A 22,241-nucleotide genomic window follows, 5' to 3' on the forward strand; every position below is an offset into this window, starting at 1 on the left:
AATTTGTGCCACGGGAAAGTCACGAATCACTCCCCATCGCGCATGCGGATCATCTCGCCCAACCTCTGATAAGCACATTTAGGCCCCCCCATCGACCAAACCTTTGTCGCTCTATTTGCTCAATACCCAAATCAATGAAAAACATCGCGTGTGAAGGCGATGCGACGACCCACGGCGGAAATATTCTGTCCGGCACTGATCGCATCCAAGTCAATGGACGTCGAGCCGCTCACGTTGGCGCCAAGGTGTCGTGTCCGATGCACGGCGACAACGAGGTCATCGAAGGCAGCAGTCGGATGAGATGCGGATCGACCTTAATTTCTTGCGATGGAGATCAAACGCGCTGCGGCGCACATCTCATCGCATCGGCGGACGGTGCAAGGGTCATCTGAAATGCCCATCGACTTCAACCGCGTTCCTTGTCGGGTGCCTATCCCAGAGACTAAATCGCTGTCCGCTTTGACGTTCATCGCCCTTCTGGCGGTGACGCTTGGCGTCGCTGCGGGGCTCACCTTTACGTTTTGGTCCGCCAGCGCATCGACTAATGCCGCGTGGTTTTGGATCTGTGCCGTAGGCTTCCCCGTTTTGGCATGGGCCTTTATTTGTTGTAGCTGGCTCGGCTACCTCGACGTCAAGCGAAGTGACGCCATTGCCCACAATCGCGCATGCAACGACGTTGAAATGGCATGCCATACCGCAGCGAGTGCGCCGCTGACAGTCCTTGGACAAGCTTGGTGTTTCTCGTCTGAACCATCTCACGCCCAAGTTTCCTGCCTACACGACGGCACGGTTAAGAGAGAGGGGCGCCCAAGTGCAGTGCAAGCCGACCGCGTAGTTGACGCGCGCTGGATTGCCATTCCCGGCCGTCCATTCGCCGCCGGCAATGAGGAAAACGAGCATGCCCGGCACAAGGCACTCCTGGAATGGCTTTACGGACGGCTTTTCGAGCGCATCGGCGCAGCATTACGTTCACTGCCTGTGGGCAGTTCCCTCGATGTCCTCGTCCATGTGTCGTCATCGACGAAACTCGAATGGGCTGTTCAACTGCTAGAACAACGCATCTGTGATCTTCGACCCGACCTCCAGCTATTGGTCACGCCTTCACGAGAAGCTATTCCCTTGTTTCAAATCGATGCCTGGTTAGACGAGACTGCCCCACCCTTCGCGAGACTCGTCGTCAGTGTTCAGTTGCTCGATGCGATCAGTCAGGAGCTTTCGGACGGCGTTGCCGAAGCTGGCGTCGCACTTCTGTTCGGTCCGAGCCGTGGGAAGCGGCAAGCATCCACGCTTTTTGCCCACCGGCCTGCTGCGGGGACTTCGCGAGACGCGTCAACAATTATCACACTCGCTTGTCGGTGGGGATTGTGTGACGCGGAAGCCCCCTTATCGATTTGGATGCATGGGATCCCGGAAAGCCGAAGAGCATCGATCAAGCGATGGGCCTCTTCCAGGCCAACCGATTGTCATGCGCTGGAGGATTCGGTTGGCGACTGTGCAACAACCGGCGCATGGCTAGCTCTCGCCGTGGCGTTGGAAAGCGTCGAACAAAACACGCTACCAAACCTTGTTATGTGCGTCCACCACGACCAACTCGTCGCGTTAGTCTGCAGAAACAATCAATGAACAAACAAAAAGTACGCCCGGCGGGCCTGTTTATCGGGCTGGCCGTGACCATGATTTTCCTGGCACTTTCCATCACGTTCTGGATTAGAGGCTCGCGTTTTGGATGGTCTACGGAGGTCCGGATCATCGTCGAGCTCTTGCTGTTGTCAGCGTTTCTCATCTGCATACTGCTCGTTAAATATCTGGAATTGGCCATTCAGCAGGTTGCTTCGCTGCGAGTTACGCGGTGGGTCCTCCGTTACGACACGCGTGCACGCAATACGTCTTCTAACGACGGCACCATGAATACGCTTGACGTCACAATTGCCAAGCACGGGACGTTACGTCAACTGCTGCGTGACCGACACGGCTGGCGCTGGCGTTATCGGGATCGGTGGATCTTGATCACCGGTAATGAGCAGCTCGTAGAACGTCTTTCGCCCGCGCTCACATCGGTCGGCTTTGCGCTTACCCCCGAGGCCGTGCTGCTTTATATACCTTCCAAGGTCGACGCCGAGGATCAGGACTCCCTTACCAAAATCCGTCGCCTTCGCCGTCGCCCTGTCGATGCCGTCGTCGCGCTGACTGGTGACGCTGTGACAACCGCCCCGCTGATCCCACCCCACGAGCTAGCGCAAACGCTCTCCCGGATCGGGCGCGCGTTGCGCTGGGCCGCCCCCGTCTACTTGCTCGATGTCGCCCCGCTGGACGATGTCGGGCGCGAAGCACACGAAGCCGTCGGGCTAATGTGGACCCGTGAACGTATTCACGCCGGCGACGTTGGCGCATCGCTTTCCGCACTTTCCAACACGCTGGCGGACGCGGGTGTCGCCCGCCTGAGCACCCATCCCACCCAGCGAACCGCGGCCGCCCTGTCGCAACACATCGCGCGGATACACGACGCGTTGACTTCGTTGCTTTCGGAGACGGCGGCCTCACAACAGTGGCGCCATGCCGTACACGGCGTGCTTTTCGCGCCGCTCGCTTCCGAGCCCACCGCGCCGGCCGCACCGGCTTCGGACACTGCCTCTGTCGCGTCTCGTGCCCCGCACCCCACGCTACCACACCAAACTCTCTGGCAAACCGTCGCACGTCACAGCCGCAAGGTCCACGGGCGACGCGTTGGTCTCTCGTTGTCGAGCATCGCCGCCTGGTTCGCCACGAGCGCGACGATCGTCTGGATCATCGGCGTCAATCTGTCCGGCTTTCACAACCGCGCCACCCTGAGCTCAGCCGCCGAGGCCCTGGCCCACTGGCATCGCGCCCCTGACAGAACACAGCAGATGCTGGCGCTGAACGGTCTCGGTCGCCACATGGACACCCTTGAAGTGCGCGAGCGCAACGGCGCCCCATGGTCCACCCGCTTCGGATTGAATCGCGACGGCGCCATTCTCGATGCCATGTGGCCGGTCTACGTCGGTGCCGCCCAAACGTTCCTCATGACGCCCGTGCGCCACGCCCTCGAAGGCCGGCTGATGCGCCTGGCTTCACTCTCGGATGCCGAGATCGCCGACGGAGGCAATATGCAGGCCGACGCGGCGCACAACACCCTGGAGGCCTACCTGATGCTGGCCACGCCGTCGCGCGTCAACGCCAACTTCCTTACGCCACACCTCATCAACACAGCACAGCCCGTACGCCCGAACCGATCCGAGTTGTCGCCGGGGACATGGGCGGACCTCAGTGCCCAAACCATCACCTTCCTCGCCTCCCACTTAAGCACCGAGCGGGGCGGCCTGTCGCTTGCCATGCCCGCCGATCGCGCGCTGGTCGCCTCAACGCGGCAAACGATCATCAGCGTGCGCGGCATCCAGAACTCCACCGACGCACTCTACGAAAAGATCATCGACGACGCACAGGCCAAGTACCCTCCCGTCTCGCTCACAAGCCTGTTGGGCGACACGACCAGCCACGGGCTTTTCACAACCGCGCAAACGCTCCCCGGCGTATACACGCGCGCAGCGTTCGAGGAGCGCATCGCTCGGGCCATCGACGCGGCCGGCGCAGCGCAGGACGTCACCGGCGACTGGGTGCTCTCAGACGCCCAGCGTGCGAAATCCAGCCCATCGGACCTCAAGGCCAAGCTTCGGCAGCGCTACTTCGACGACTTCGCGCGCGCCTGGGAGACGTTTCTCAACAGCCTGCACTGGCAGAGCGCACCAACCCTGACCGGCACCGTCGACCAGCTACTCCTGCTCGGCGATCCACAGCGCTCCCCCATGGTCGCGCTCATGAACGCCATCCACTATCAAGCAAGCACCGGTATCTCATCGCAATCGTTGGCCGCCGGTCTGCTCGACAAGGCCCAGCAACTGGTGGGCAACGACAAAGACCCCGCCACGCGAGAGCCGACCACGGTGGTACCGCTCGGCGGACGGTTCGGGCCGATCCTGCGGCTCACCGGTAGCCCTCTCGTGAGCACCGCAAACAGCGCCGGTGCGCCGCCACCCGCGAGCGCCGCGGATCTGAGCCTGGCCCGCTACCTGGAACGGGTCACGGCCATGCGTCTGAAGCTCCAGCAAATGGTCTCGGCCCCCGACCCCGACGCCATGTCCCGTGTGGCCGCCCAAGCCGTATTACAAGGAAAAACCTCCGAAATCGCAGACAGTCGCGACTACGCCAGTCGCGTGGCCGCAAGCCTCGGTGGACAGTGGGCCGGCTTCGGTGCCGTGCTGCAAGCCCCGCTGGATCAGGCGTGGCAAGTCGTGGTGCAGCCCGCGGCCGCCAGCCTGAACGACATCTGGCACAGCGCTATCGTCGCGGACTGGAACACAACGCTCGGCAGCCGCTATCCGTTCACCGATTCGGATAACGATGCCTCGCTGCCGGAGATGGCACGCTTCATGCACCCGGACGGTGGCGTCATCGCCCAATTTGTCGCCACGCAGTTGGCAGGCGTCATCGAACGGCAAGGCGATCGCTGGGTACCGACCCAAGGACAACACCACGGCGGCCTGGCCCTGGATTCCGAGTTCCTCAGTGGCCTGAATCGACTCACCCGCGTCGCCAACGTGCTGTTTCCGTCGGGCGATGCCCGCGTGCGCTTCGATTTGCGCGGCGTACCCACGCCGGGTATCACGGACGTACGGATTGTGCTTTCCGACAAGGACTTCCACTACTTCAACCAGAAGGAGGAATGGGTCCCCTTCGAGTGGCCAGGTCAAGCCATTGAAAACGTCACGCGGGTGGAGTGGCAGACGGCACACGGCGGTTTGCGCGCCGCGCTCGATGCCCAGGGACGCTTCGGCCTTATCCGTCTGCTCGAACGTGCCCAGCGCGAACCCCACGACAGCGCGCGCTACCTACTGACCTGGGCGCCCGATCAGGCGACGGATACGCCCTTGCGCGTACAGATGCGAAGCGAATCCGGCGCCGGCCCGCTCGAGGTGGTCGAGTTGCGGCACTTTGTGCTGCCCGCCCGTATCTTTGCGGCGGGCACCGTCACGCCCCGCGTTGCCACGCCCGCGAAAAGCCCGCGCGCACCGCGCTCGGAGGTCGAATGATGCTCTCCGGTCTCGTGAATCGACTCATTCCATCCATACGCCATGCCGAACAGTTTGCGCGCGCCCGAATGAAGGTCTGGGACGAGTGGCTGCGGCCCTTGCCTGGCGAATCCGGGGCGGGGCGCGACCCAGGCTATGAAGAGTCGTTCTTCGCCATCAAGGACGAAGCGGGCAAACTCAGCGGTATCGACGACCGCATGATCGCGACCTGCTGCGAACGGCTCACAAAGGACACCGGCAAGGATCTTCGTCTGGCGAGCTATTACGCCGTGGCACGCCTGCGCCGCGACGGTGCCACCGGTTTCGTCGATGGATTGGAGCTGGCGGCCGCGCTGACCGACAGGTTCGGCGATGCCGTCCTGCCCTCGCGTGTCGAAGCGCGCAAGGGCGCGCTGGAAATGCTCGCGACGCCGCGCGTGCTCGAATCGATTGCGTCAAGCGGCGGTTTCGCCGCCGAAGACCTCAAACGCGCCATCGCCGCGCTCGATGTACTGCTCACACATACCGGCGGATGGCCAGCGGCTGCGCGCCCCAACCTGCAGTCGCTCGTGACGCTGTTCGAGCCCAAGGACTCCCCAGACGTGGCCACGACACGACCGAGCGTCGGTCCCGCGAAAACGGCACCGCCCGATGCACTGGCCGCGCTCGCCCCCGCCTCGATCGGCTCGGCGCGCGACGTGCTCGAACAGGCACGCGTCATGGCGGGCTGGTTGCGCGATCAGGATGGCGGCTACCTCGGGGCTGCGCGCCTGGTCAGGAGCGTTCGTTGGGACACACTGCAGGAATTGCCGCCGGCAGACAATCGCGGGCAAACTCGCCTTGCCCCACCGCGTCCGGAGTTTCGCCAGCATCTGAAGCGGCTGGTCCTGCAAAAGCAGTGGCCCGAAGTCCTCGCGCGCGTGGAAGACGCGTACGTGGAGGGCGCCAACCACTTCTGGCTCGACCTCCAGTACTTCCAGCACCTGGCGCTCGATCAGCTCGGACATCCCTACAACGCGTGGCGCGACGTGCTCCGCACGGACGTTGCCCTGTTTCTCGATCGATTGCCCGACGTCGAGCGTCTGACCTTTAGCGATGGCACGCCATTCGCCGACGACGCTACCCTCGATTGGATCGCCAGGCACGCGGTCGTGCGCAATCTGGCGGCCGGGGAAAGCCCGTCAGACCTTCCCGTGTCGGCCCGAAGCGCACACGACGGGGCGGGCGACTGGCCCGAGATCGAGGCCCAAGCGCGGGAAAAGGCTGTCGGCGAGGGGTTGGAGGCGGCCGTTGCGTGGCTTGAGGCGCTGCCGGGCATGACATCCCAACGTCACCATTTTCTCCAACGCTTCCTGATGGCACGCATGGCCGACCAGGCCGGCCGGTCCGACACGGCGATTGCGCTATTGACCGCGCTCGACGCCAGCGCGCGCTCCGTGTCGCTCGCGCAGTGGGAGCCCACCCTCGCTTTCGAGGTCAAGCAGCAGTTGGTCCGTGGCCTCAAAGGCGCGATCCATCGCAAGGACGTCGATCGCGCTGCCCTCACCCGTCGCATTGCCGATCTCCACGCCGACATGACCGTGCTCGATCCGGCACGCGCGCTGACCACCTTTCCCCCTCCTCTCTGACAATGAACGACGACCCTATCCTGCGCTACTACGAAGCGGAGATGCGTTACCTGCGCGAAGCGGGCAAGGAATTTGCGCGCGCGCACCCGGACCGCGCGCGCATGCTCAATATGGATCGGGTGGGCGCGCTGGACCCCTATGTCGAGCGTCTGTATGAAGGGTTCGCCTTTCTGACCGGTCGCCTGCGACAAAAGCTCGACGACGAACTGCCCGAACTGACCGAAGGACTGGTCAGCCTGCTCTGGCCGCACTACCTGCGCATGATTCCCTCGCTGTCGATCGTGGCGCTGCAGCCCGCCAATGCCAAGGTCCAAAGTAGTGAAGTCGTGGATCCCGGCGTCGTCGTGCGTGCCAGCCCCATCGTCGTACCGGGCGCGCACGAGGGCGACGCGCCCAGGACGGTGCAGTGCGAATATCGAACGACGCAATCGGTGACCCTCCACCCCATCGCGGTGACCCATGCCGAACCGGCTGTACGGCAGGACGGTCGTTCCGTCATTCGCCTGGGTTTTTCGATCGAGACCGCGGCACGCCGTGACGAAACCGATTTGTCGCGCCTGCGTCTCTTTTTGAACGCCGATTTGCCGACCGCCTTCTCGATGCACCTCGCCTTGACCCGACAGGTCGATGCAGTGCTGTGTCGCGTGCCTGAAGCCAGCGGTAGCGAAGCGGTACCGCTCACTGGAATCCGCGTAGCCCCCGCCGGGTTCGATGCCGACGACCGCCTGTGGCCCAAGGCCGAGAACGCCTTCTCGGGTTACCAATTGCTGCTGGAGTATTTCTCGTTCCGGGAGAAATTTCTGTTCGTCGACGTCTGCGGCTTCGATATCACCAGCCTGCCCGCGGCGGCCAGCCGGTTCGAGCTGGAGTTCGTGCTGTCGCACCCTTACCCTGGCGACCAGCCGTTCGACGCGCAGAACGTGCGGCTGTTCTGCACGCCGGTCATCAACCTGTTCGAACTCGATGCCGAGCCAATCGAGATCAATCACCACGACGCCGAGTACCGGGTCCGGCCAGCCGGTCATCTGGGCGACTATACCGAGACGTATTGCGTCGATGCAGTAGAAGCGTTCGACCATGCCTCGGCACAGCGATACGGCTATGTGCCCTTCTCGACATTCAAGCATCGCGGCGGCATGCTGCGTCACGAAGCCCCGGAGCGCTATTTCCATACGCGGGTCCGATCTGGCGTCTCGGGCCTTCAGGAGACCTGGCTAGTGTTGGGCGGCCACGCTTGGGAATGCATGAGCACGCTCCCCGAGGAAAGCCTGTCGCTTCGAATGACAGGCACCAACGGCATGCTGCCTCGCAAATCTCTGCGCGCGGCCAATTTGTGCGAGTTGGTGTCGAATACGCCCAATGTCGCGGGCGTGCAGAATCTGGCCGCCCCAACCTTGCCGCTGTATCCTCCGACCGGCGACCGGTTCCAGTGGCGCGTGCTCTCACACCTCGCGCCGAACTTCTTGTCGTTGATGAACGCCGAGGTGCTGCGCGGCGCCCTCTCGCTCTACGACTGGACCCATGCCGAAATCAGCGAGCTGAACCGCCGGCGCCTCGATGGCATTCGCTGGGTTTCGCAGTCGCTGCGCGAGGAAGTGTCGGGCGGCGCCGTGGTGCGCGGCGCGCACATCGAAGTGACCCTGGACTCCCAGGCGTTCGCCGGTGACGGCGACTTGATGCTCTTTGGCGAACTGCTGCATCGGTTCTTCGAGATGTATGCGGAGATCAATCTGTTTACCGAATTGACCGTGATCAGCCTGCCGTCGCAAACGCGTATCCACTGGCCGCGCAGCACGTCTCACCGGAACCCCTTATGACGGCGCGCGACCTGCCCGACCTCGCCCCCCTCGTGGCGGAACTGCTCGCGCGGGCCCCGCGGATGAGCTTCATGCAACTGTGCCGCCTGCTGGAACTGCGCGCACCCGCGACTCTGGGATTCGGCGACGGAAACTCGCCCGCCCACGAGGCGGTAAGGTTTCGGCCATGGCCGCGCATGGGCTTCCCTTCGGCCGAGGTGGTCGCCATCGAACGTGATGAAGATCTGCCGGAGGCACCGCCTTCGGTGCGCACGACCTTCATGGGCCTGTATGGCGTCGACGCGTGTGTGCCGTCGCACATGGTCGACGACCTCGCGCTGCGCGAAGAAGGGCACGAGGCCGTTGCCGCCTTTCTCGATCAGTTCAACCATCGCTCCGTCACCCTGCTCTATCGGGCGTGGAAAAAATACCGGTACCCCGAGAGCTTTCGCGCCGCTGGCGACGACGAGCATTCGCGCAGCCTGCTGTGTCTGGCTGGATTCGCAGACGGCGACAAGCCCAAACGCGCCGGTCTGCCGGGCGTTCGCATGCTCGCGATACTGGGGCTGCTGATCCAGCGCACCCGGACGGCCGAAGGCCTGGCCGGTGCGCTCGCCGTCGCCGCGCCCGGCATCGACGTTCAGGTCGAGGCGTTCTTCCCAAAGACGATCGACGCCGGAACGCCGCGGCCGCTGACATCGACCGCAAGCACGGCCACGCGCGGGCTGGGGGCAGACTATGTGCTTGGCCGCCGCCTGACGTACCGTCATGGCGCGGTGGAGGCACGCTTGCGCCCATGTGGTACAGCACAGATCGACTCACTGTTGCCTGGGACCGCCCGGCATGCCGAGTTGATGGCGATGGTGGCGCTCTACATGGGCACTAAGGCCGATGTCTATGTGCGCCTGATCGTGCCCTCGACGATGGCCCCGAAGCTGCGCATCGGCGTCACAGACACCTCGCACGCACCGCGGCTTGGCTGGACGAGCGTTCTGCCAAGCCGCGCACGCCGCGATATTCGCATCACGCTGGGCGTCCATCGCGCCATTCCGACACCCCAGCCCAATCCCTGTCTTACCGCTATCCCTGCATGAGCCACCGACCAATGCCGATTCTCGCCCGCAAGGCGATTGCCCTGATGCTGTCCTCGCTTCTCCTGTCCGCGTGCGGCGCGTGGCAATCCGTCTCGAATGGAACAGCCGATGCGTTCCGTGCTGTTTTCTACAAGCGGGTAGAGGTCGTCCACGTCGACGTCCGCGCCCGCGATGCGCTCAATCCGGACGACGCAGGACGCGCGACATCGGTAGTAGTGCGCGTGTATCAGTTGAAAGACCGCGAGCGCTTTGACGCGGCGTCCTACGACGACCTGCTCAGGCAGGACCGCAAGGTACTCGCCGGTGCGTTACAAGCGAGCGTTGGCGCCGTCGTGAATCCGGGCGCTTCCATCAGTCTCGCGCAAGCCATTGAAGACGAGACGACGCATGTGGCAGTCGTCGCGTTTTTTCGCAAGCCCGGCGAAACCGGCACATGGAAGCACGTTGTTGCCGCAAACGACCTGGATGCCGACGAGCCGTTGAAGATTCAACTGGTGGACGATCGACTCGATCTACGAGACAGTGGCGCGAAATAATGTCGCGGGCGCATCAGTGATTGACCGAATGCAGGTGGACGGATGGCCGTGTTTGCCGCGCTAGTCGTCAACACGGCGGCGCAAAGCGCCGCCGTTGCCCCGACTCACACCCACGTCGACTCGATATCGACATGCGCCACGCCCGAGCGCGTGCGCGTAACGCCCGGCGGGTCGGTGGGTCGATCATTCGGCGACACCTCGGTCGCTTGCGCCGCCGGCGCACCGCACGACGACACCACGCGTTCCAGTAAGGCCGCGCTCCAGTGCTGGTACAGCAGCAGCAACCGATACGACGTTCGGACTGGCGTCGTGCCCCCACATTGCCACGCCTCCCCCTTCCATCGATATCCCCACGGACTCTCGGCTGGATTCAGGCTCAGATAGCGGTGGCCGTCAACGCATGACGCGTGGCACGGCACGTCGAACGCCTCACAAGTGGCGGCGATGTCGTTCGCCGTCAACGATTCGCCGCACGCCAGTAGGCGCTCACGTAAAGCCTCGCTCGACGCGATGGCCGCCAGCAGCGGGGTGTCACAATGCGTGGAGAGCTGCGTCACACGATCGACGCGATCGAGGACTGTCGCCCGATCGCCGGCCGATACCGTCGCGAGCCGCTCGCAAAGCGATTCCCATCGGCGTGTCAAGTCCTGCGCATCGCGAGTGAAGACCGCATTGCGCGCCCAGGTGCCGAGCAGACTCGTCACCGCGCGACAGGAATCGAGCATGAGCCCGGCCACGCGCAAGATGCCGCGATAACCATTGGTTTCACTCGACTGACTCGACCCGCTCGCGAACCACGACGGCATCCAGAGTCCCAGCCGCGCAGGCGGCACGGCCGTGTTGGCGAATGTGAAGAGCGTGGCGACGTCGCGCGATCGCGTGAGCGTGGCAAGCGCGCCGCGCCACGACGACGGCGCCTCAGGGGGCGGCGCAGGCGGTACCACGCACGCTTCCAGCAGCCGGCATCCCGCGTCCATGCGCTTGAGCACTTCGTCGACGGCATGGTGACGAATCAGCGTCGGCGAACCGAGCGACTGCGTCATGACGCCCTTCGCGCCCTCGAACGCCAGCAACGTCCAGTCGGCCCACGGCACCCCAAACGGGGTGTTGGCGATCGAGGCACCGCGACCGGCGTCCGGCGTACCGTCGTCGCCTGTCGCGCCCTTCTCCTGGTAGAAGCACGCGGCAATGATCGCGAGCAGCGACAGATTGCCCGCGAGCGACAGGGCATCGCGCGCCGCACGAAAGTGCCAACCCCGGTCGCCGGTCGCGGCCACCGTGTTGATCCAACGCGCAATGTCGCGGCACGTCGGGTCGACATCGATAGCGGTGGCGGAAGCGTTGGCGTTGGCATTGACGGCGCGGTTCGCTGCAGCGGTGCCCGTACCCATGGCAGTACCGGAGGCGGTGCCGCAATGCAGGCCCTCGTCGTGAGTGGGCACCAACATCGCTTCAACCTGTGCGGCGTTGCGCGCCAGACGCGCGTCGCGCGCGTGCGCCAGATCGAACTCCTTGCGATAGAAGTGCTGGCACGGCCCGGTCGTCACCCACAATCCCGCCCACGCCTTGGCAAAGGCCTGCGCAAGCGCAGGATCGACGCGACGTGACAGCGCGACCTCATCGCCGCACGCATCGCCCGCCGCGTTGGCCGTCTGCGTCAGACGGGCGCCAATATCGGTTTGCGCGGCGCGGCGCGGCATCGTCGCCTCCGGCGATTCCAAGCGCTCAACGGCCGGCGCCTTGCTCCAGGCCCCTCCCCAACCGCTTGCGCCTGCACACTGCTGGTACCACATCGCTCCCCCCACCTGGTCGCCGCCGGGCACGCCGGCAAACCGTCAACTATAGGGAGATGGCATGACGCATGCCGTGCCCCATGGAGCGAGCACGCGCGCCCATCCCGAATCCAGCCGTTGAACCCTGTCAGTGCCGCGGTGCAACCCTCCCCCAGCGAGTGCCCACTTACGCAGCTTGCACAGGGCAGAGTACAACTCCCCTCTCGCCAAGTGCCAATGCGCCGGGGTAGACTTTCGGACACCTGACGTCAGCGGTCGCTCGCGCATTCCGGCGAGCCCCCCTTCGCTATGATTGCCGCGAAGCCGGTGGGCCGATACCATGCCGGCCAGCTAACGATCCACGACATTTCAACGCACGAACGCGAGCGCGCCCGCCGCGCGCCCCCCTGCCCCTATGGTCGATACCCCATCTCAGACGTCTACCGCGCCCCTCCATGCGCTTCCCCTTGTCCCGCTCGCGCCCCACGAGATCCCCCTGGGCGACGCCCTGCCCTGGGCCATCGTTGATCGCAATGGGGAACCCCTGCTTGCCGCGGGCGATATCGTCCCCACGCAGGCGGGCCGCGACTGGCTGTTCGCGTCGTTCGCCCCGCACCGGATCGCCAATCTCGGTGGAGACGACCTCGCCCCGTCGGAGGTTACCGCGCCCACGGCGGCGGCCCCCGACAATGCGAGCGCCGCCGCCGGCGCGACGCAACCGCAGTACGCGCTCACCGACCTGAATCTGCGCCCCGGCGACTGGCTGCAGATCCAATTGCCGCCGGGCGCCGGGTCGCAGCGGGTGCGCACGCGTGTGATCGGATACGCGCCGAATCAGATGCTGTTCATCACCGCCCCGACGGGCCGCGTCGCGCCGCCGACCCTGAACGTCGGCGAGCGGCTCGAACTCTGGACATTCTCGGGCGAAGACATTTACCACTTCGTCTGTACGGTGGAGCGTGTGAAGCGGCTGCCGTTCGATTACGCCGTGCTCTCGGCGCCGGCACAGATCCGCCGCAAGGTGCTGCGCCGTTCGCAGCGCGTACCCGCCAGGCTGGTCGTATCGGTCGGTGCGGGTGAGGCACGCCACCTTGCCCTGCTGCAAGACGTCAGCGCCGAAGGTGTCTCGCTGCTGGCCGACGCTCCGCTCGGCGCGCCCGGCGACAGCATGCAGCTCGCGTTCCGCGTGCGTGTCGGCGACATCGACATGCCCATCGAAGCCAGTGGCACGATCCGCAGCGTGCAACAAGGCGACGACGGCAGTCATTTGCACGGCGTCGAATTGCCCGTGCTCGACCCGTCGCATTACGTCGCGCTCAAGTGCTACGTCTACGAGCGCCTGCTGGCGCTCGGGGGGGCCTGATGGCGAAGCCGAAGTCTCCCGAGGCCGAGCGTCCGCGCACGCTCGCCAGCCAGACGCTCTTCCGCGGCCTCGATATCGTGGAAGCCGTCGCCGCCGGCATCGACACCGTGCCGGCCCTCTCGGCACACACCGGCATCACAACGTCGACCACACACCGGATCGCGTCGGCGCTCGTACACGCGGGGTATCTGCGTTTTGAGCCGCGTCGCGGCTACCGGCTGGGCAACAAGCTCATCGAACTGGGGTTTCTTGCCTACCGACAAATCGACTTGCCACGCGTCGCACGCCCCACGCTCGAATCGCTCGCGAGCGAGACGCAGGACACTGTGCACCTGGCCGTCGCCGACGGCTGGGAAGTGATGTACCTCGACAAACTTCCGGGACAACGCGCCGTGGAGATCAGCTCGCGCATTGGCGGACGCAAGCCGATCTGCGTGACCGGCGTGGGCAAGGCGCTGTTGCTCGATCAGGACGAAGCGGCTTGGAAGGCGCAGCTTGCTCACTATCGGTCGCAGGCGCCGTCAACGTCGATCGACACGACGGCGTGGCTCGCCCGCATGCACGACTACGCCCGTCTCGGTTACGCCTTCGATCTGGAAGACGACACGCCGCAAATTCGCTGTGTGGCCGCGCCGGTGTATGACGCAAGCCAGCATATCGTGGCCGCCATCAGTGTCTCGAGTACGACCAAGTACATGAGCCGCGAGCGCATGCAGGAACTCGTGCCGCGCGTGAAGCACGCCGCCGCGCAAATCAGTCGCCAGCTCGGCTGGTCCGGTCACGAGGGCTAAGGCTCGTCGATTGAGTTTCTCGTCGATAAAACAACGGCCCTTGCGTGCAAGGGCCGTTGGCGTTACGGCGTGGGAGACGCGGCTCCCCGGGAGATGCCTGGGGTGATGCGCATCTCGGCGCTACGCCGCGCGTCGCTTGAGCAGATCGAGCGCCACGTCGACGATCATGTCCTCCTGACCGCCCACCATGCGACGCTGACCCAGCTCGACCAGGATGTCGACGGTCTTGAGGTCGTAGCGCGCGGCAGCGGCTTCCGCGTGACGCAGGAAGCTCGAATACACGCCGGCGTAGCCAAGCGCCAGCGTCTCGCGATCCACGCGCACCGCGCGATCCTGCAACGGGCGAACGATGTCGTCGGCGGCATCCATCAACGTGTACAGATCGCAGCCGTGGTGCCAACCCAAACGCGATGCCGCGGCGATAAACACTTCCAGCGGCGCGTTGCCCGCGCCCGCGCCCATGCCCGCCAGACTCGCGTCGATGCGATCGCAGCCCTCCTCCACCGCAACGATGGAGTTCGCCACGCCAAGGCTCAGGTTGTGGTGCGCGTGCATGCCGGTGAGCGTCTCGGGCTTGAGCACGTCCTTGAAGGCGCGGAAGCGCTCGCGCACATCATTCATGCCCAACGCCCCGCCCGAATCCACCACATAGATACACGTCGCGCCGTACGACTCCATCAACTTGGCCTGTTCGGCGAGATGCTGCGGCGTGGTCATGTGGCTCATCATCAGAAAGCCGACCGTGTCCATGCCCAGCTCGCGCGCGTAGGCAATGTGTTGGCGCGAGACGTCGGCCTCGGTGCAGTGCGTTGCGATACGCACCACACGCGCCCCTGCGTCGTAGGCTTCGCGCAGATCGTGCACGGTGCCCACGCCCGGCAACAGCAAGGTGGCGACCTTGGCGTGCGTGACCGTCTCGGCCACGGCGGCAATCCATTCGAGATCAGTATGGGCGCCGAAACCGTAATTGAAGCTTGAGCCGGCCAGTCCATCGCCGTGCGCGACTTCGATGGAGTCGACATGCGCGGCGTCGAGCGCGGCGGCAATCGCTTTCACATCGGCAATGCGGTACTGGTGTCGAATGGCGTGGCTGCCGTCGCGCAGCGTCACGTCGGAGATGTAGAGCTTTTTCTGCGTCATGATGAGGTGTGTCTCCTGAGAGCGCGTGCGACCGTCAGGCCGCGAGCGCCAGGCGAGTGGCGGCGATACGGTCGGCGCAGGCCAGCGCGGCGCTGGTCATGATGTCGAGGTTGCCTGCATACGCCGGCAGATAGTGCGCGGCCCCTTCCACTTCGAGGAAGACCGAGGTCTTCAGGCCGGTGAGCTTGCCCAAGCCCGGCACGTTGAGCGGACGCGATGCGTCGAACAACTCGAACTGCACCTGTTGCTTGAGACGATAGCCCGGCACGTAGGCATGCACCTTGTCGACCATCGCCTGAATGCTCGCGGCAATGGCGGCCTGATCCCCCGGCTCGGACAGCACGAACACCGTGTCACGCATGATGAGCGGCGGCTCCGCCGGGTTGAGCACGATGATTGCCTTGCCGCGCGAAGCCCCGCCCAGCACTTCAATCGCTTTCGACGTCGTTTCCGTAAACTCGTCGATGTTGGCGCGCGTGCCCGGCCCCGCCGACTTGCTCGAAATCGACGCGACGATCTCCGCGTAATGCACCTTCGCCACCTGCGAGATGGCCGCGACCATGGGGATCGTCGCCTGACCGCCGCACGTCACCATGTTGATGTTTCGCGCGTCCAGATGCGCGTCGAGGTTGATCGACGGAATCACGTACGGGCCAATGGCGGCCGGCGTCAGATCGATCACTTGCACGCCACGCGCTTGCAGCAGCGCGTTGTGATGCGCATGCGCCTTGGCCGAGGTCGCGTCGAATGCAATGCGAATGTCCTCGAAACCGGGCATTGCCAGCAGGCCGTCGATACCTTCAGCGGTGACCGGCACGCCGAGGCGCTGCGCACGCGCCAGGCCATCCGAGGCCGGATCGATACCGACCATCGCGCCCATTTCCAGATGCTCGCTGTTGCGCATCACCTTGATCATCAGGTCGGTGCCGATGTTGCCCGAGCCGATGATCGCCACTTTCTGTTTGCGTCGTTCCGTCACTGTCGTCTCCTGAACGTATCCGTCCACTGATATGAGCCGCATCGTAATTGCGCGACACTCAAAATGTCAATATGTAAATATTGATCTCATATATTGAGATCAACGAAGCCCGAGCTTATCCACACTTTTTGTTCACAAGCCCGTTGATAACTTGCGGAAAAGCATGGCAAGTGGCTGATTCGACAGGGAAGAATGGGGGCGCGCGAAAGTTGAGCCATGCGTTGGAAAACGCGGCCTGGCGCGGGGTTCGCGGAAGTTCGTTATCCACAGAATTTGTTTGCAAGCCGGTGGACAACTCGCGGATAGCTTTCTCAAGTCCTTGATCGGACAGAGGAAAAGGCTGGCGCGCATTTGCTGCGCGCCGTCGAGCGTCTTGCGATACCCCAATTTCGCATGGCCCACGCGGGCGCACACGGCGAGATGTTATCCACAGAAAATGTTCACAACCCGGTGAATAACACGTCGATATCCACGATAGGTCATTGACGCGAAACGACTTCTTCGCCGAGCGGCAGGTTCGATCAGCCCGTGCTTCGGGCTTGGGCCGTTACGCGAAAAATCGGTCATTCGAACTTTTGCAACGGCGACGAGGTCTAGAAAGATTGGAATGCCGGTCACGAAGCGCGTCAGGGCGACGTCCAAGTTCGCGGCGTGCCGTTTGTCGGCACCCTTCCGACGACCGTGATCGACACGTTTCTCGCAACACGACAAGCTCAACCATGAATACGAACCCCCGACGCACCGGGCGGCTCGCGCCATCGATTCGACTCGCACCGCTTGCCTCGCCCTCAAGAATTTCTCCCTCGTCTGGCCGCCGCACGCTTGTCGCGCTGGGTGCGGCGTTGACGTTGTTGTCACCGCTGGCAGCCCATGCCGACGACGCCCCGAGTGGCATCTCGACGTGGACCGGCGCCATCGTCGATGAAGTGCGCGACGTTGCCACGCAAGGTGCGAGCGATCTCTACGTACCGCTGCATACCCATCACCTGCGCTTCGCCTACACGAGCGAAAAGATCGCCCAGTACAACGAAAACCCGTGGGGACTCGGCTACGGCCGTGTGTTGTCCGACGGCGATAAGGGGTCGCGAATGCTTTACGCCATGGCGTTCAAGGACTCGCATAACGACTGGTCGCCGATGGCCGGCTACGGCCGCATCTGGAACGTCGCCAACGCCGGGCCCGTGCGCTTCGGGCTCGGCTATACGGTCTTTCTGATGTCGCGCTCGGACACGCTCCGCGGCGTGCCCTTCCCCGGCGCGCTGCCCCTCGCCGAAATCGGCGTGGGGCGCGCCTCGGTCTCGACCACCTATGTGCCCGGCGGCAAGGGCAACGGCAACGTGCTGTTCTTCTTCGGTCGTTATACGTTCGGCAAGTCGGGTTGATCGCCAGGCGTTGACCGGCCATTCACGTACACCGTCCCCTCGGCGACGGCAGCCGATTCGGGCGCGGTGCGCAGGCACCATGCCCCGAATCCGGCGATGTAACAGTACGCCACCGCCGGCACGAGGAACGACAACCCGATGCCGATGCCATCCGCCAGTGCCCCCTGCAGATAAGGCAACACCGCGCCGCCAACGATCGCCATGCAGATCAGCCCGCCGCCCTCGCTCACGCGCGCGCCGAGCCCGCCCACCGAGAGTGAGAAAATCGTCGGGAACATGATGGCGTTGCCGAGACCGCAGGCCAGCAACGACCACATCGCGAACGACGCCGGCAGCGCGAGCGACGCGAGAATCAACACCACGTTATAGAGCGCACACAGGCTCAGCAGCCGCCCGGGCGACACCTTGCGCAACAGCCACGCGCCCACGAATCGCCCCGCCATCGCCCCACCCCAATACAGCGCCAGATACCGGCTTGCCTGCCCATGGTCGACGATGCCCGTGCCCGCTTGTGTCAGATAGGCAATCAGGAAGCTGCCGATACTGACTTCCGCGCCAACATAAAGAAACAGCGCCACGATGCCGTAACGCAAGGGACGGTGTGCCAACAGACTGCGCACGTTGCCGAGCACGCTCGGTGGCGACACGCGGCGCGCACGGTGTTCGGGCAGCGTCAGCCGCCAGAGCACCCCGCCGCCGATGGCCAGCACCGCCGCCAGCAGGCCATAGGGGCCGCGCACACTGTCTACGGCGTGGCCGGTTGCGGACTGCGCCTGCGGCGCGAGGATCCAGAGCGCGGCGAGCGGCGGCCCGACGGTGGTGCCCAGCGAATTGAACGCTTGCACCAGCGTGAGGCGGCTCGCCGCCGCCCCGCGCGTGCCCAACGTCTCGACGTAGGCGTTCACCGCGACTTGCAGCAACGTGATACCACTCGCCAACACAAAAAGCGCGGCGAGAAAGCAGGGATAGGACATGAGTGCGGCGGCAGGGAAAAACAGCGCGCAGCCGACGCCGGCCAACCACAACGAACTGGCCAGCGCCCGACGGTAACCGACGCGTGCGGTGTATTGCCCCGCCGGGTACGACACGACGAAATACGCAGCGAAGAAACTCGATTGGATCAGGGCCGCGTCGCGAAAGGTCAGGTCGAACGCGGCCTTGAAGTGAGGCACCAGAATGTCGTTCAGCGACGTAATGAGCCCCATGGCGAAGAAGAGCGTCGCGAGCATGGCAAGCGTGCGATTCGCGGAAGGCATGGGGGCGGTGGGGAATTCGTTGGGCGAGGGAATATCAGGCAGGCCAGGGGCATTCGTGCGATCGACAACCATGCATGTCTCCAGTGGACAACGAGCGGTGTTCTCGTTGAGAGCGGGGGCCGGGGATTAGCAGTCTAGAACGCGTTTTCGATGTCGGGATACGGGCGAAATCTCATAATTGCGCGACACCGGGATGGCATGTGATGCGGCTTCTCATCTCCGAGTCCCCCACGTTTCGCGACTTTCGACGCTTGTCAGCCGACAACTTTTGATCGACTATCCGCGGCATAACGATGGCCGCCACATTCGGAGAAACATCATGCGGGGTTTGGTTTCCTTGAGCGTCGCGACGGGGTGGCTCGTCGCGGGTATATTCGGCTTCGCCGGCCAGGGGTACGCACAGTCCGGCGGCGCGTCGCGTGCGCCGGCCGCCGCGTGTGACTGTGCCCAGGTCGTTGCCGACTGTTCGGCCTCCGTGTCGGTGATTCCGATACGCGCGGTCAACGGCGCCTTCTCCGCCGACGTCATGCTGCAAACGGACGCCCCGTCGTGCGCCAAGGTCGATTACCGGCTAGACGACACACCGTACGTCACGGTGCTGCCCGGCGGCGCCGCAGGCGGCCAGCGCCTCTACGCCACGCGTGCGCTGACGCGCAACAGCGTGTCGCACCTGTCGTGTCATGTGTGCGCGGCGGCATCGGCACCGGTGCCGAACGACGGCCTGTCTCCCGGTATGGCGCGTGTCGACGGCGCCCCCGGCACGTACAGCGCGGCGCCCGCTGGCAGCGCTGGCACAGCTACCGCCGCCTCGACGGCTACTACCGCTACGACTGACACCACGACATCCGCGACCGTCTACACGCCGCCGATGACGTCGGGCACAGCGGCTCAACCGGGCGCAGCCGCCCCGTTGCTCGTGGTGAATCCGTCCGGGCACTGGCGCGGTCTGTGCACGAATGCGCCGCCGTGGTGGAAGCTTTGGGGCTCGCCGATGACGCGTCTGATGGCGCTCGCGCTCAATGGCGCGCAGGTCACCGGTAGCGTCGACGACGTTGAGCCGAACGTTCACACCACGGTGCAGGGCACACTGTCGGGCGACCGCCTGCAACTCGCCGGCAGCTACGGCGCGAAGCACGACATCACGTTCGGCGCGAATGGCACCACGCTGACCGATGCCTGGTGCAACGGCGACGGCCGCTGCGAAACCTGCGAAATGCAGCGTTTTTAAGGCTTTGCGAGCCATCGACGTCGACGGCGGCGCGTGGCATGCGCACCAAAATCGCGCAAAGAATGGGGCCGAAGGCCGCACGAAATTCGAGAGGCAAATTCTCCAACGCGAGGACGGATCGCCACGTTGTCGATGAAACGAAGCGAAATGCGGCGCGCTTCCCCGCTCAGCCTTGTGCGGCAGGCACGCAACATAATTCGCGCACCGCTCGCATAACGCGATTTCTTAGGTAGAATCGTCGGCGCAGCAATACGTATCATTCGGGTGGCCGTTCTACGACGGCACTTTCTTATTCTCATCGATTGGATCGATATGGCAACGGCAAAGAAAGCAGCAGCAAAGAAGGCCCCTGTGGCAAAGAAAGCCCCGGCAGCGAAGAAGGCGCCGGTAGCGAAAAAGGCAGCACCGAAGGCCGCCCCGAAGGCAGCCGTGAAGGCCGCTCCGAAGGCAGCCGCCAACGGGAAGGTGTCGCCGATCAAGGACGCACTCAACAAGACCCAGCTCGCAGCCCACCTCGCCGAGCAATCGGCAGTCGCCGTGAAGGAAGTCAAGGCAGTGCTGGCCGCGCTCGAGAACACCATCGTCAGCTCGCTGCACAAGAAGGGTGTCGGCGAATTCACGCTGCACGGCCTGTTCAAGGTCACGTCGCAACAAATCGCCGCCAAGGCGAAGCGTTTCGGCAAGGACCCGTTCACGGGCCAAGAGCGCTGGTTCCCGGCCAAGCCGGCGTCGGTGCGCGTGAAGGTTCGCCCGCTGAAGAAGGTCAAGGACGCCGCCCAGTAAGTCCAGCGCTCGCGTCGCCGTGGCATCCACGGCAACGTGATTTGCCAGGACCGGGCAAGCAGTGCCTGAACACGGTGCCGAATTTCGGCACCGTTTTTTTCGTCCTCATCTTCCCGTCTCGCGCACGCCGAGACACTGATTTCGTCGTCCTCATCACTGTCGCGACACGGCGCCGCTCGTGCGGGACTCAGGGTTTTCGCTGGGGTTTGTGCGGAGTGGACGCGTCTTGTACCGCCCGCTACCATCGCTCGGGTTAACCGTCAGACGGCCGCGAGACGTTCGCCTCGCACCCCACCTCAGCATTCCGGCAACGCCTTCGCAGCCTCAGGAGACCCAGCATGACTCGCAAGTTATCGCGTCACCCTGCGCAAGTTCGGCATCCCCATTCCTTTACGCATCCGGCCAGCCGGCAAAACGTTCCAGGCACCCCCGACCTTCGCTCGCGTCGCGGCTTTCTCACCGCGCTCGGCGTGGCGGCCATGCCGGCCGGTTTCGTCGGATCGCTCGGCGGCACCCTGGGCGGACTGCTCACGAGCACCCTGACGCTGTTTTCCACGCCTGCCCACGCGCAGACCGTGGCCGACATCAGGAAGAAGGGCACGCTCAATGTTGGCATGCTCATCGACTTTCCGCCGTACGGCACGACGAACGCGCAGATGCAGCCTGACGGCTACGACGCCGACGTGGCAAAACTGCTCGCGAAGGATCTGGGGGTCAAGGTCAACATCATGCCGGTGACGGGACCGAACCGGATTCCCTATCTGCTCAGCGGCAAGGTCGATGTGCTGGTCGCGTCGCTCGCCATCACGCCGGAGCGCGCCAAGCAGGTGCAGTTCTCCAAACCCTACGCCGCCGCGACCATTGTGCTGCTCGGCAAGACCGGCGCGCCCATCAAGTCCGCCGCCGATCTGAAGGGCTTGCGCGTGAGCGTCGCGCGCGCGAGTACCCAGGACATGGCCGTGACGAAGACGGCGCCCGAAGGCACCGAGATCCGTCGATTCGACGATGACGCGTCCGCCATGCAGGCGCTGCTCACCGGGCAGGTCGATGCCATCGGTTGCTCGGTGACGGTCGCGAACGCGATTCGTCAGCGAGCACCGGGCCAGTTCGAGCCGAAATTCAATTTGCTGCAGCAGGCGATGGGCATCGCCTTGCGTCCCAATCAGCCGGAACTGCTCGCGGCGATCAACGACTTCGTCACGCGCAATACAGCCAACGGCGAGCTGAACAAGCGTTATCGCAAGTGGCTCGGCACCGATCTGCCGCAGATGCAATAAGCACCGCCGCCCCGGCGCTGAGCGCGCTGGGGCGCTTGCTTCCCCAGCGATTGTCCGACCGCTTCCGTGCCGACCCCGGCACGGCGCCAACCTGTCGAAATGCGCATTTCGATCCAATCTCCGCACCTCGCG

The 22,241-nt window shown here is 64.4% G+C and carries 17 protein-coding genes; 13 read left to right on the forward strand and 4 right to left on the reverse strand.

The genetic code is table 11. From position 1 onward, the window contains the following. The first annotated feature begins 134 nt into the window (after positions 1-134). From PCE31106_RS14645 to tssJ, 7 genes are read left to right on the forward strand one after another with little or no spacing between them, the layout of a single operon-like run. On the forward strand, positions 135-392 hold the full coding sequence (locus PCE31106_RS14645; RefSeq protein ID WP_150563750.1) for a PAAR domain-containing protein: 258 nt from the start codon (positions 135-137) through the stop codon (positions 390-392). After that, positions 328-1,623 carry a KPHS_23130 family T6SS system protein gene (locus PCE31106_RS14650; RefSeq protein ID WP_174975197.1) on the forward strand — a complete coding sequence of 432 codons (1,296 nt, stop codon included), beginning with the start codon at positions 328-330 and terminating at the stop codon, positions 1,621-1,623. Before PCE31106_RS14645 ends, PCE31106_RS14650 begins: the two co-directional genes overlap by 65 nt. Before the next feature lie 50 nt (positions 1,624-1,673). Further along, positions 1,674-5,105 (forward strand): ImcF-related family protein, encoded by a 3,432-nt coding sequence (locus PCE31106_RS14655; protein WP_150563826.1) that lies wholly within the window; start codon positions 1,674-1,676, stop codon positions 5,103-5,105. Beyond that, positions 5,102-6,712, forward strand: coding sequence for a type VI secretion system protein TssA (gene tssA / locus PCE31106_RS14660; RefSeq protein ID WP_150563752.1), 1,611 nt, complete (start codon positions 5,102-5,104; stop codon positions 6,710-6,712). The genes PCE31106_RS14655 and tssA overlap by 4 nt, the downstream gene beginning before the upstream one ends. 2 nt (positions 6,713-6,714) lie before the next feature. Then, positions 6,715-8,529 carry a type VI secretion system baseplate subunit TssF gene (gene tssF, locus PCE31106_RS14665; RefSeq protein ID WP_150563753.1) on the forward strand — a complete coding sequence of 605 codons (1,815 nt, stop codon included), beginning with the start codon at positions 6,715-6,717 and terminating at the stop codon, positions 8,527-8,529. Further along, on the forward strand, positions 8,526-9,602 hold the full coding sequence (tssG, locus tag PCE31106_RS14670) for a type VI secretion system baseplate subunit TssG (protein WP_150563754.1): 1,077 nt from the start codon (positions 8,526-8,528) through the stop codon (positions 9,600-9,602). The genes tssF and tssG overlap by 4 nt, the downstream gene beginning before the upstream one ends. Then, positions 9,599-10,138: a type VI secretion system lipoprotein TssJ gene (tssJ, locus tag PCE31106_RS14675; RefSeq protein ID WP_150563755.1), complete on the forward strand. Its 540-nt coding sequence runs from the start codon at positions 9,599-9,601 to the stop codon at positions 10,136-10,138. The genes tssG and tssJ overlap by 4 nt, the downstream gene beginning before the upstream one ends. Before the next feature lie 104 nt (positions 10,139-10,242). On the opposite strand, the gene PCE31106_RS14680 is transcribed toward tssJ, so the two are convergent. Next, complete coding sequence (locus PCE31106_RS14680) at positions 10,243-11,838, reverse strand: hypothetical protein (RefSeq protein WP_150563756.1); 1,596 nt, start codon at positions 11,836-11,838, stop codon at positions 10,243-10,245. 487 nt (positions 11,839-12,325) lie between these two features. Here PCE31106_RS14680 and PCE31106_RS14685 point away from each other — a divergent pair, with 487 nt between their 5' ends. Further along, positions 12,326-13,273, forward strand: coding sequence for a flagellar brake protein (locus tag PCE31106_RS14685; RefSeq protein WP_150563757.1), 948 nt, complete (start codon positions 12,326-12,328; stop codon positions 13,271-13,273). Then, a complete protein-coding gene (locus PCE31106_RS14690; RefSeq protein WP_150563758.1) occupies positions 13,273-14,064 on the forward strand; it encodes an IclR family transcriptional regulator in 792 nt (263 codons plus the stop codon). The genes PCE31106_RS14685 and PCE31106_RS14690 overlap by 1 nt, the downstream gene beginning before the upstream one ends. Positions 14,065-14,184: 120 nt before the next feature. Here the strand turns inward: PCE31106_RS14690 and dmpG are convergent, their stop codons facing one another. After that, complete coding sequence (gene dmpG, locus PCE31106_RS14695; RefSeq protein WP_017233734.1) at positions 14,185-15,204, reverse strand: 4-hydroxy-2-oxovalerate aldolase; 1,020 nt, start codon at positions 15,202-15,204, stop codon at positions 14,185-14,187. Between the two features lie 34 nt (positions 15,205-15,238). Further along, positions 15,239-16,183, reverse strand: coding sequence for an acetaldehyde dehydrogenase (acetylating) (locus tag PCE31106_RS14700; RefSeq protein WP_017233735.1), 945 nt, complete (start codon positions 16,181-16,183; stop codon positions 15,239-15,241). A gap of 719 nt (positions 16,184-16,902) precedes the next feature. Between PCE31106_RS14700 and pagP the strand changes: the two genes are divergently transcribed. After that, a complete protein-coding gene (pagP, locus tag PCE31106_RS14705; protein WP_150563759.1) occupies positions 16,903-17,565 on the forward strand; it encodes a lipid IV(A) palmitoyltransferase PagP in 663 nt (220 codons plus the stop codon). Here pagP and PCE31106_RS14710 read toward each other — a convergent pair. Further along, positions 17,541-18,893, reverse strand: coding sequence for a sugar MFS transporter (locus PCE31106_RS14710; RefSeq protein WP_254441064.1), 1,353 nt, complete (start codon positions 18,891-18,893; stop codon positions 17,541-17,543). The genes pagP and PCE31106_RS14710 overlap by 25 nt on opposite strands. Before the next feature lie 247 nt (positions 18,894-19,140). Between PCE31106_RS14710 and PCE31106_RS14715 the strand changes: the two genes are divergently transcribed. The 3 genes from PCE31106_RS14715 to PCE31106_RS14725 all read left to right on the forward strand — a co-directional run bounded on the left by PCE31106_RS14715 (position 19,141) and on the right by PCE31106_RS14725 (position 22,109). Beyond that, positions 19,141-20,049, forward strand: coding sequence for a hypothetical protein (locus PCE31106_RS14715; protein ID WP_150563760.1), 909 nt, complete (start codon positions 19,141-19,143; stop codon positions 20,047-20,049). A 312-nt stretch (positions 20,050-20,361) separates the two neighbouring features. Further along, positions 20,362-20,832, forward strand: a complete 471-nt coding sequence (locus PCE31106_RS14720) for an HU family DNA-binding protein (protein WP_017233739.1) — start codon at positions 20,362-20,364, stop codon at positions 20,830-20,832. A 479-nt stretch (positions 20,833-21,311) separates the two neighbouring features. Then, a complete protein-coding gene (locus PCE31106_RS14725; RefSeq protein ID WP_150563828.1) occupies positions 21,312-22,109 on the forward strand; it encodes a transporter substrate-binding domain-containing protein in 798 nt (265 codons plus the stop codon). Positions 22,110-22,241: the final 132 nt, after the last annotated feature.

It is taken from the genome of Pandoraea cepalis (assembly GCF_902459665.1).
Classification (GTDB): domain Bacteria; phylum Pseudomonadota; class Gammaproteobacteria; order Burkholderiales; family Burkholderiaceae; genus Pandoraea; species Pandoraea cepalis.

What these genes read in the sequence shown, in the direction of transcription:
- PCE31106_RS14645 (WP_150563750.1), top strand. Translation starts at nt 135, where the DNA reads ATGAAAAACATCGCGTGTGAAGGCGATGCGACGACCCACGGCGGAAAT.
- PCE31106_RS14650 (WP_174975197.1), top strand. Translation starts at nt 328, where the DNA reads ATGGAGATCAAACGCGCTGCGGCGCACATCTCATCGCATCGGCGGACG.
- PCE31106_RS14655 (WP_150563826.1), top strand. Translation starts at nt 1,674, where the DNA reads ATGATTTTCCTGGCACTTTCCATCACGTTCTGGATTAGAGGCTCGCGT.
- tssA (WP_150563752.1), top strand. Translation starts at nt 5,102, where the DNA reads ATGATGCTCTCCGGTCTCGTGAATCGACTCATTCCATCCATACGCCAT.
- tssF (WP_150563753.1), top strand. Translation starts at nt 6,715, where the DNA reads ATGAACGACGACCCTATCCTGCGCTACTACGAAGCGGAGATGCGTTAC.
- tssG (WP_150563754.1), top strand. Translation starts at nt 8,526, where the DNA reads ATGACGGCGCGCGACCTGCCCGACCTCGCCCCCCTCGTGGCGGAACTG.
- tssJ (WP_150563755.1), top strand. Translation starts at nt 9,599, where the DNA reads ATGAGCCACCGACCAATGCCGATTCTCGCCCGCAAGGCGATTGCCCTG.
- PCE31106_RS14680 (WP_150563756.1), bottom strand. Translation starts at nt 11,838, where the DNA reads ATGCCGCGCCGCGCCGCGCAAACCGATATTGGCGCCCGTCTGACGCAG.
- PCE31106_RS14685 (WP_150563757.1), top strand. Translation starts at nt 12,326, where the DNA reads ATGGTCGATACCCCATCTCAGACGTCTACCGCGCCCCTCCATGCGCTT.
- PCE31106_RS14690 (WP_150563758.1), top strand. Translation starts at nt 13,273, where the DNA reads ATGGCGAAGCCGAAGTCTCCCGAGGCCGAGCGTCCGCGCACGCTCGCC.
- dmpG (WP_017233734.1), bottom strand. Translation starts at nt 15,204, where the DNA reads ATGACGCAGAAAAAGCTCTACATCTCCGACGTGACGCTGCGCGACGGC.
- pagP (WP_150563759.1), top strand. Translation starts at nt 16,903, where the DNA reads ATGAATACGAACCCCCGACGCACCGGGCGGCTCGCGCCATCGATTCGA.
- PCE31106_RS14710 (WP_254441064.1), bottom strand. Translation starts at nt 18,893, where the DNA reads ATGGTTGTCGATCGCACGAATGCCCCTGGCCTGCCTGATATTCCCTCG.
- PCE31106_RS14715 (WP_150563760.1), top strand. Translation starts at nt 19,141, where the DNA reads ATGCGGGGTTTGGTTTCCTTGAGCGTCGCGACGGGGTGGCTCGTCGCG.
- PCE31106_RS14720 (WP_017233739.1), top strand. Translation starts at nt 20,362, where the DNA reads ATGGCAACGGCAAAGAAAGCAGCAGCAAAGAAGGCCCCTGTGGCAAAG.
- PCE31106_RS14725 (WP_150563828.1), top strand. Translation starts at nt 21,312, where the DNA reads ATGCCGGCCGGTTTCGTCGGATCGCTCGGCGGCACCCTGGGCGGACTG.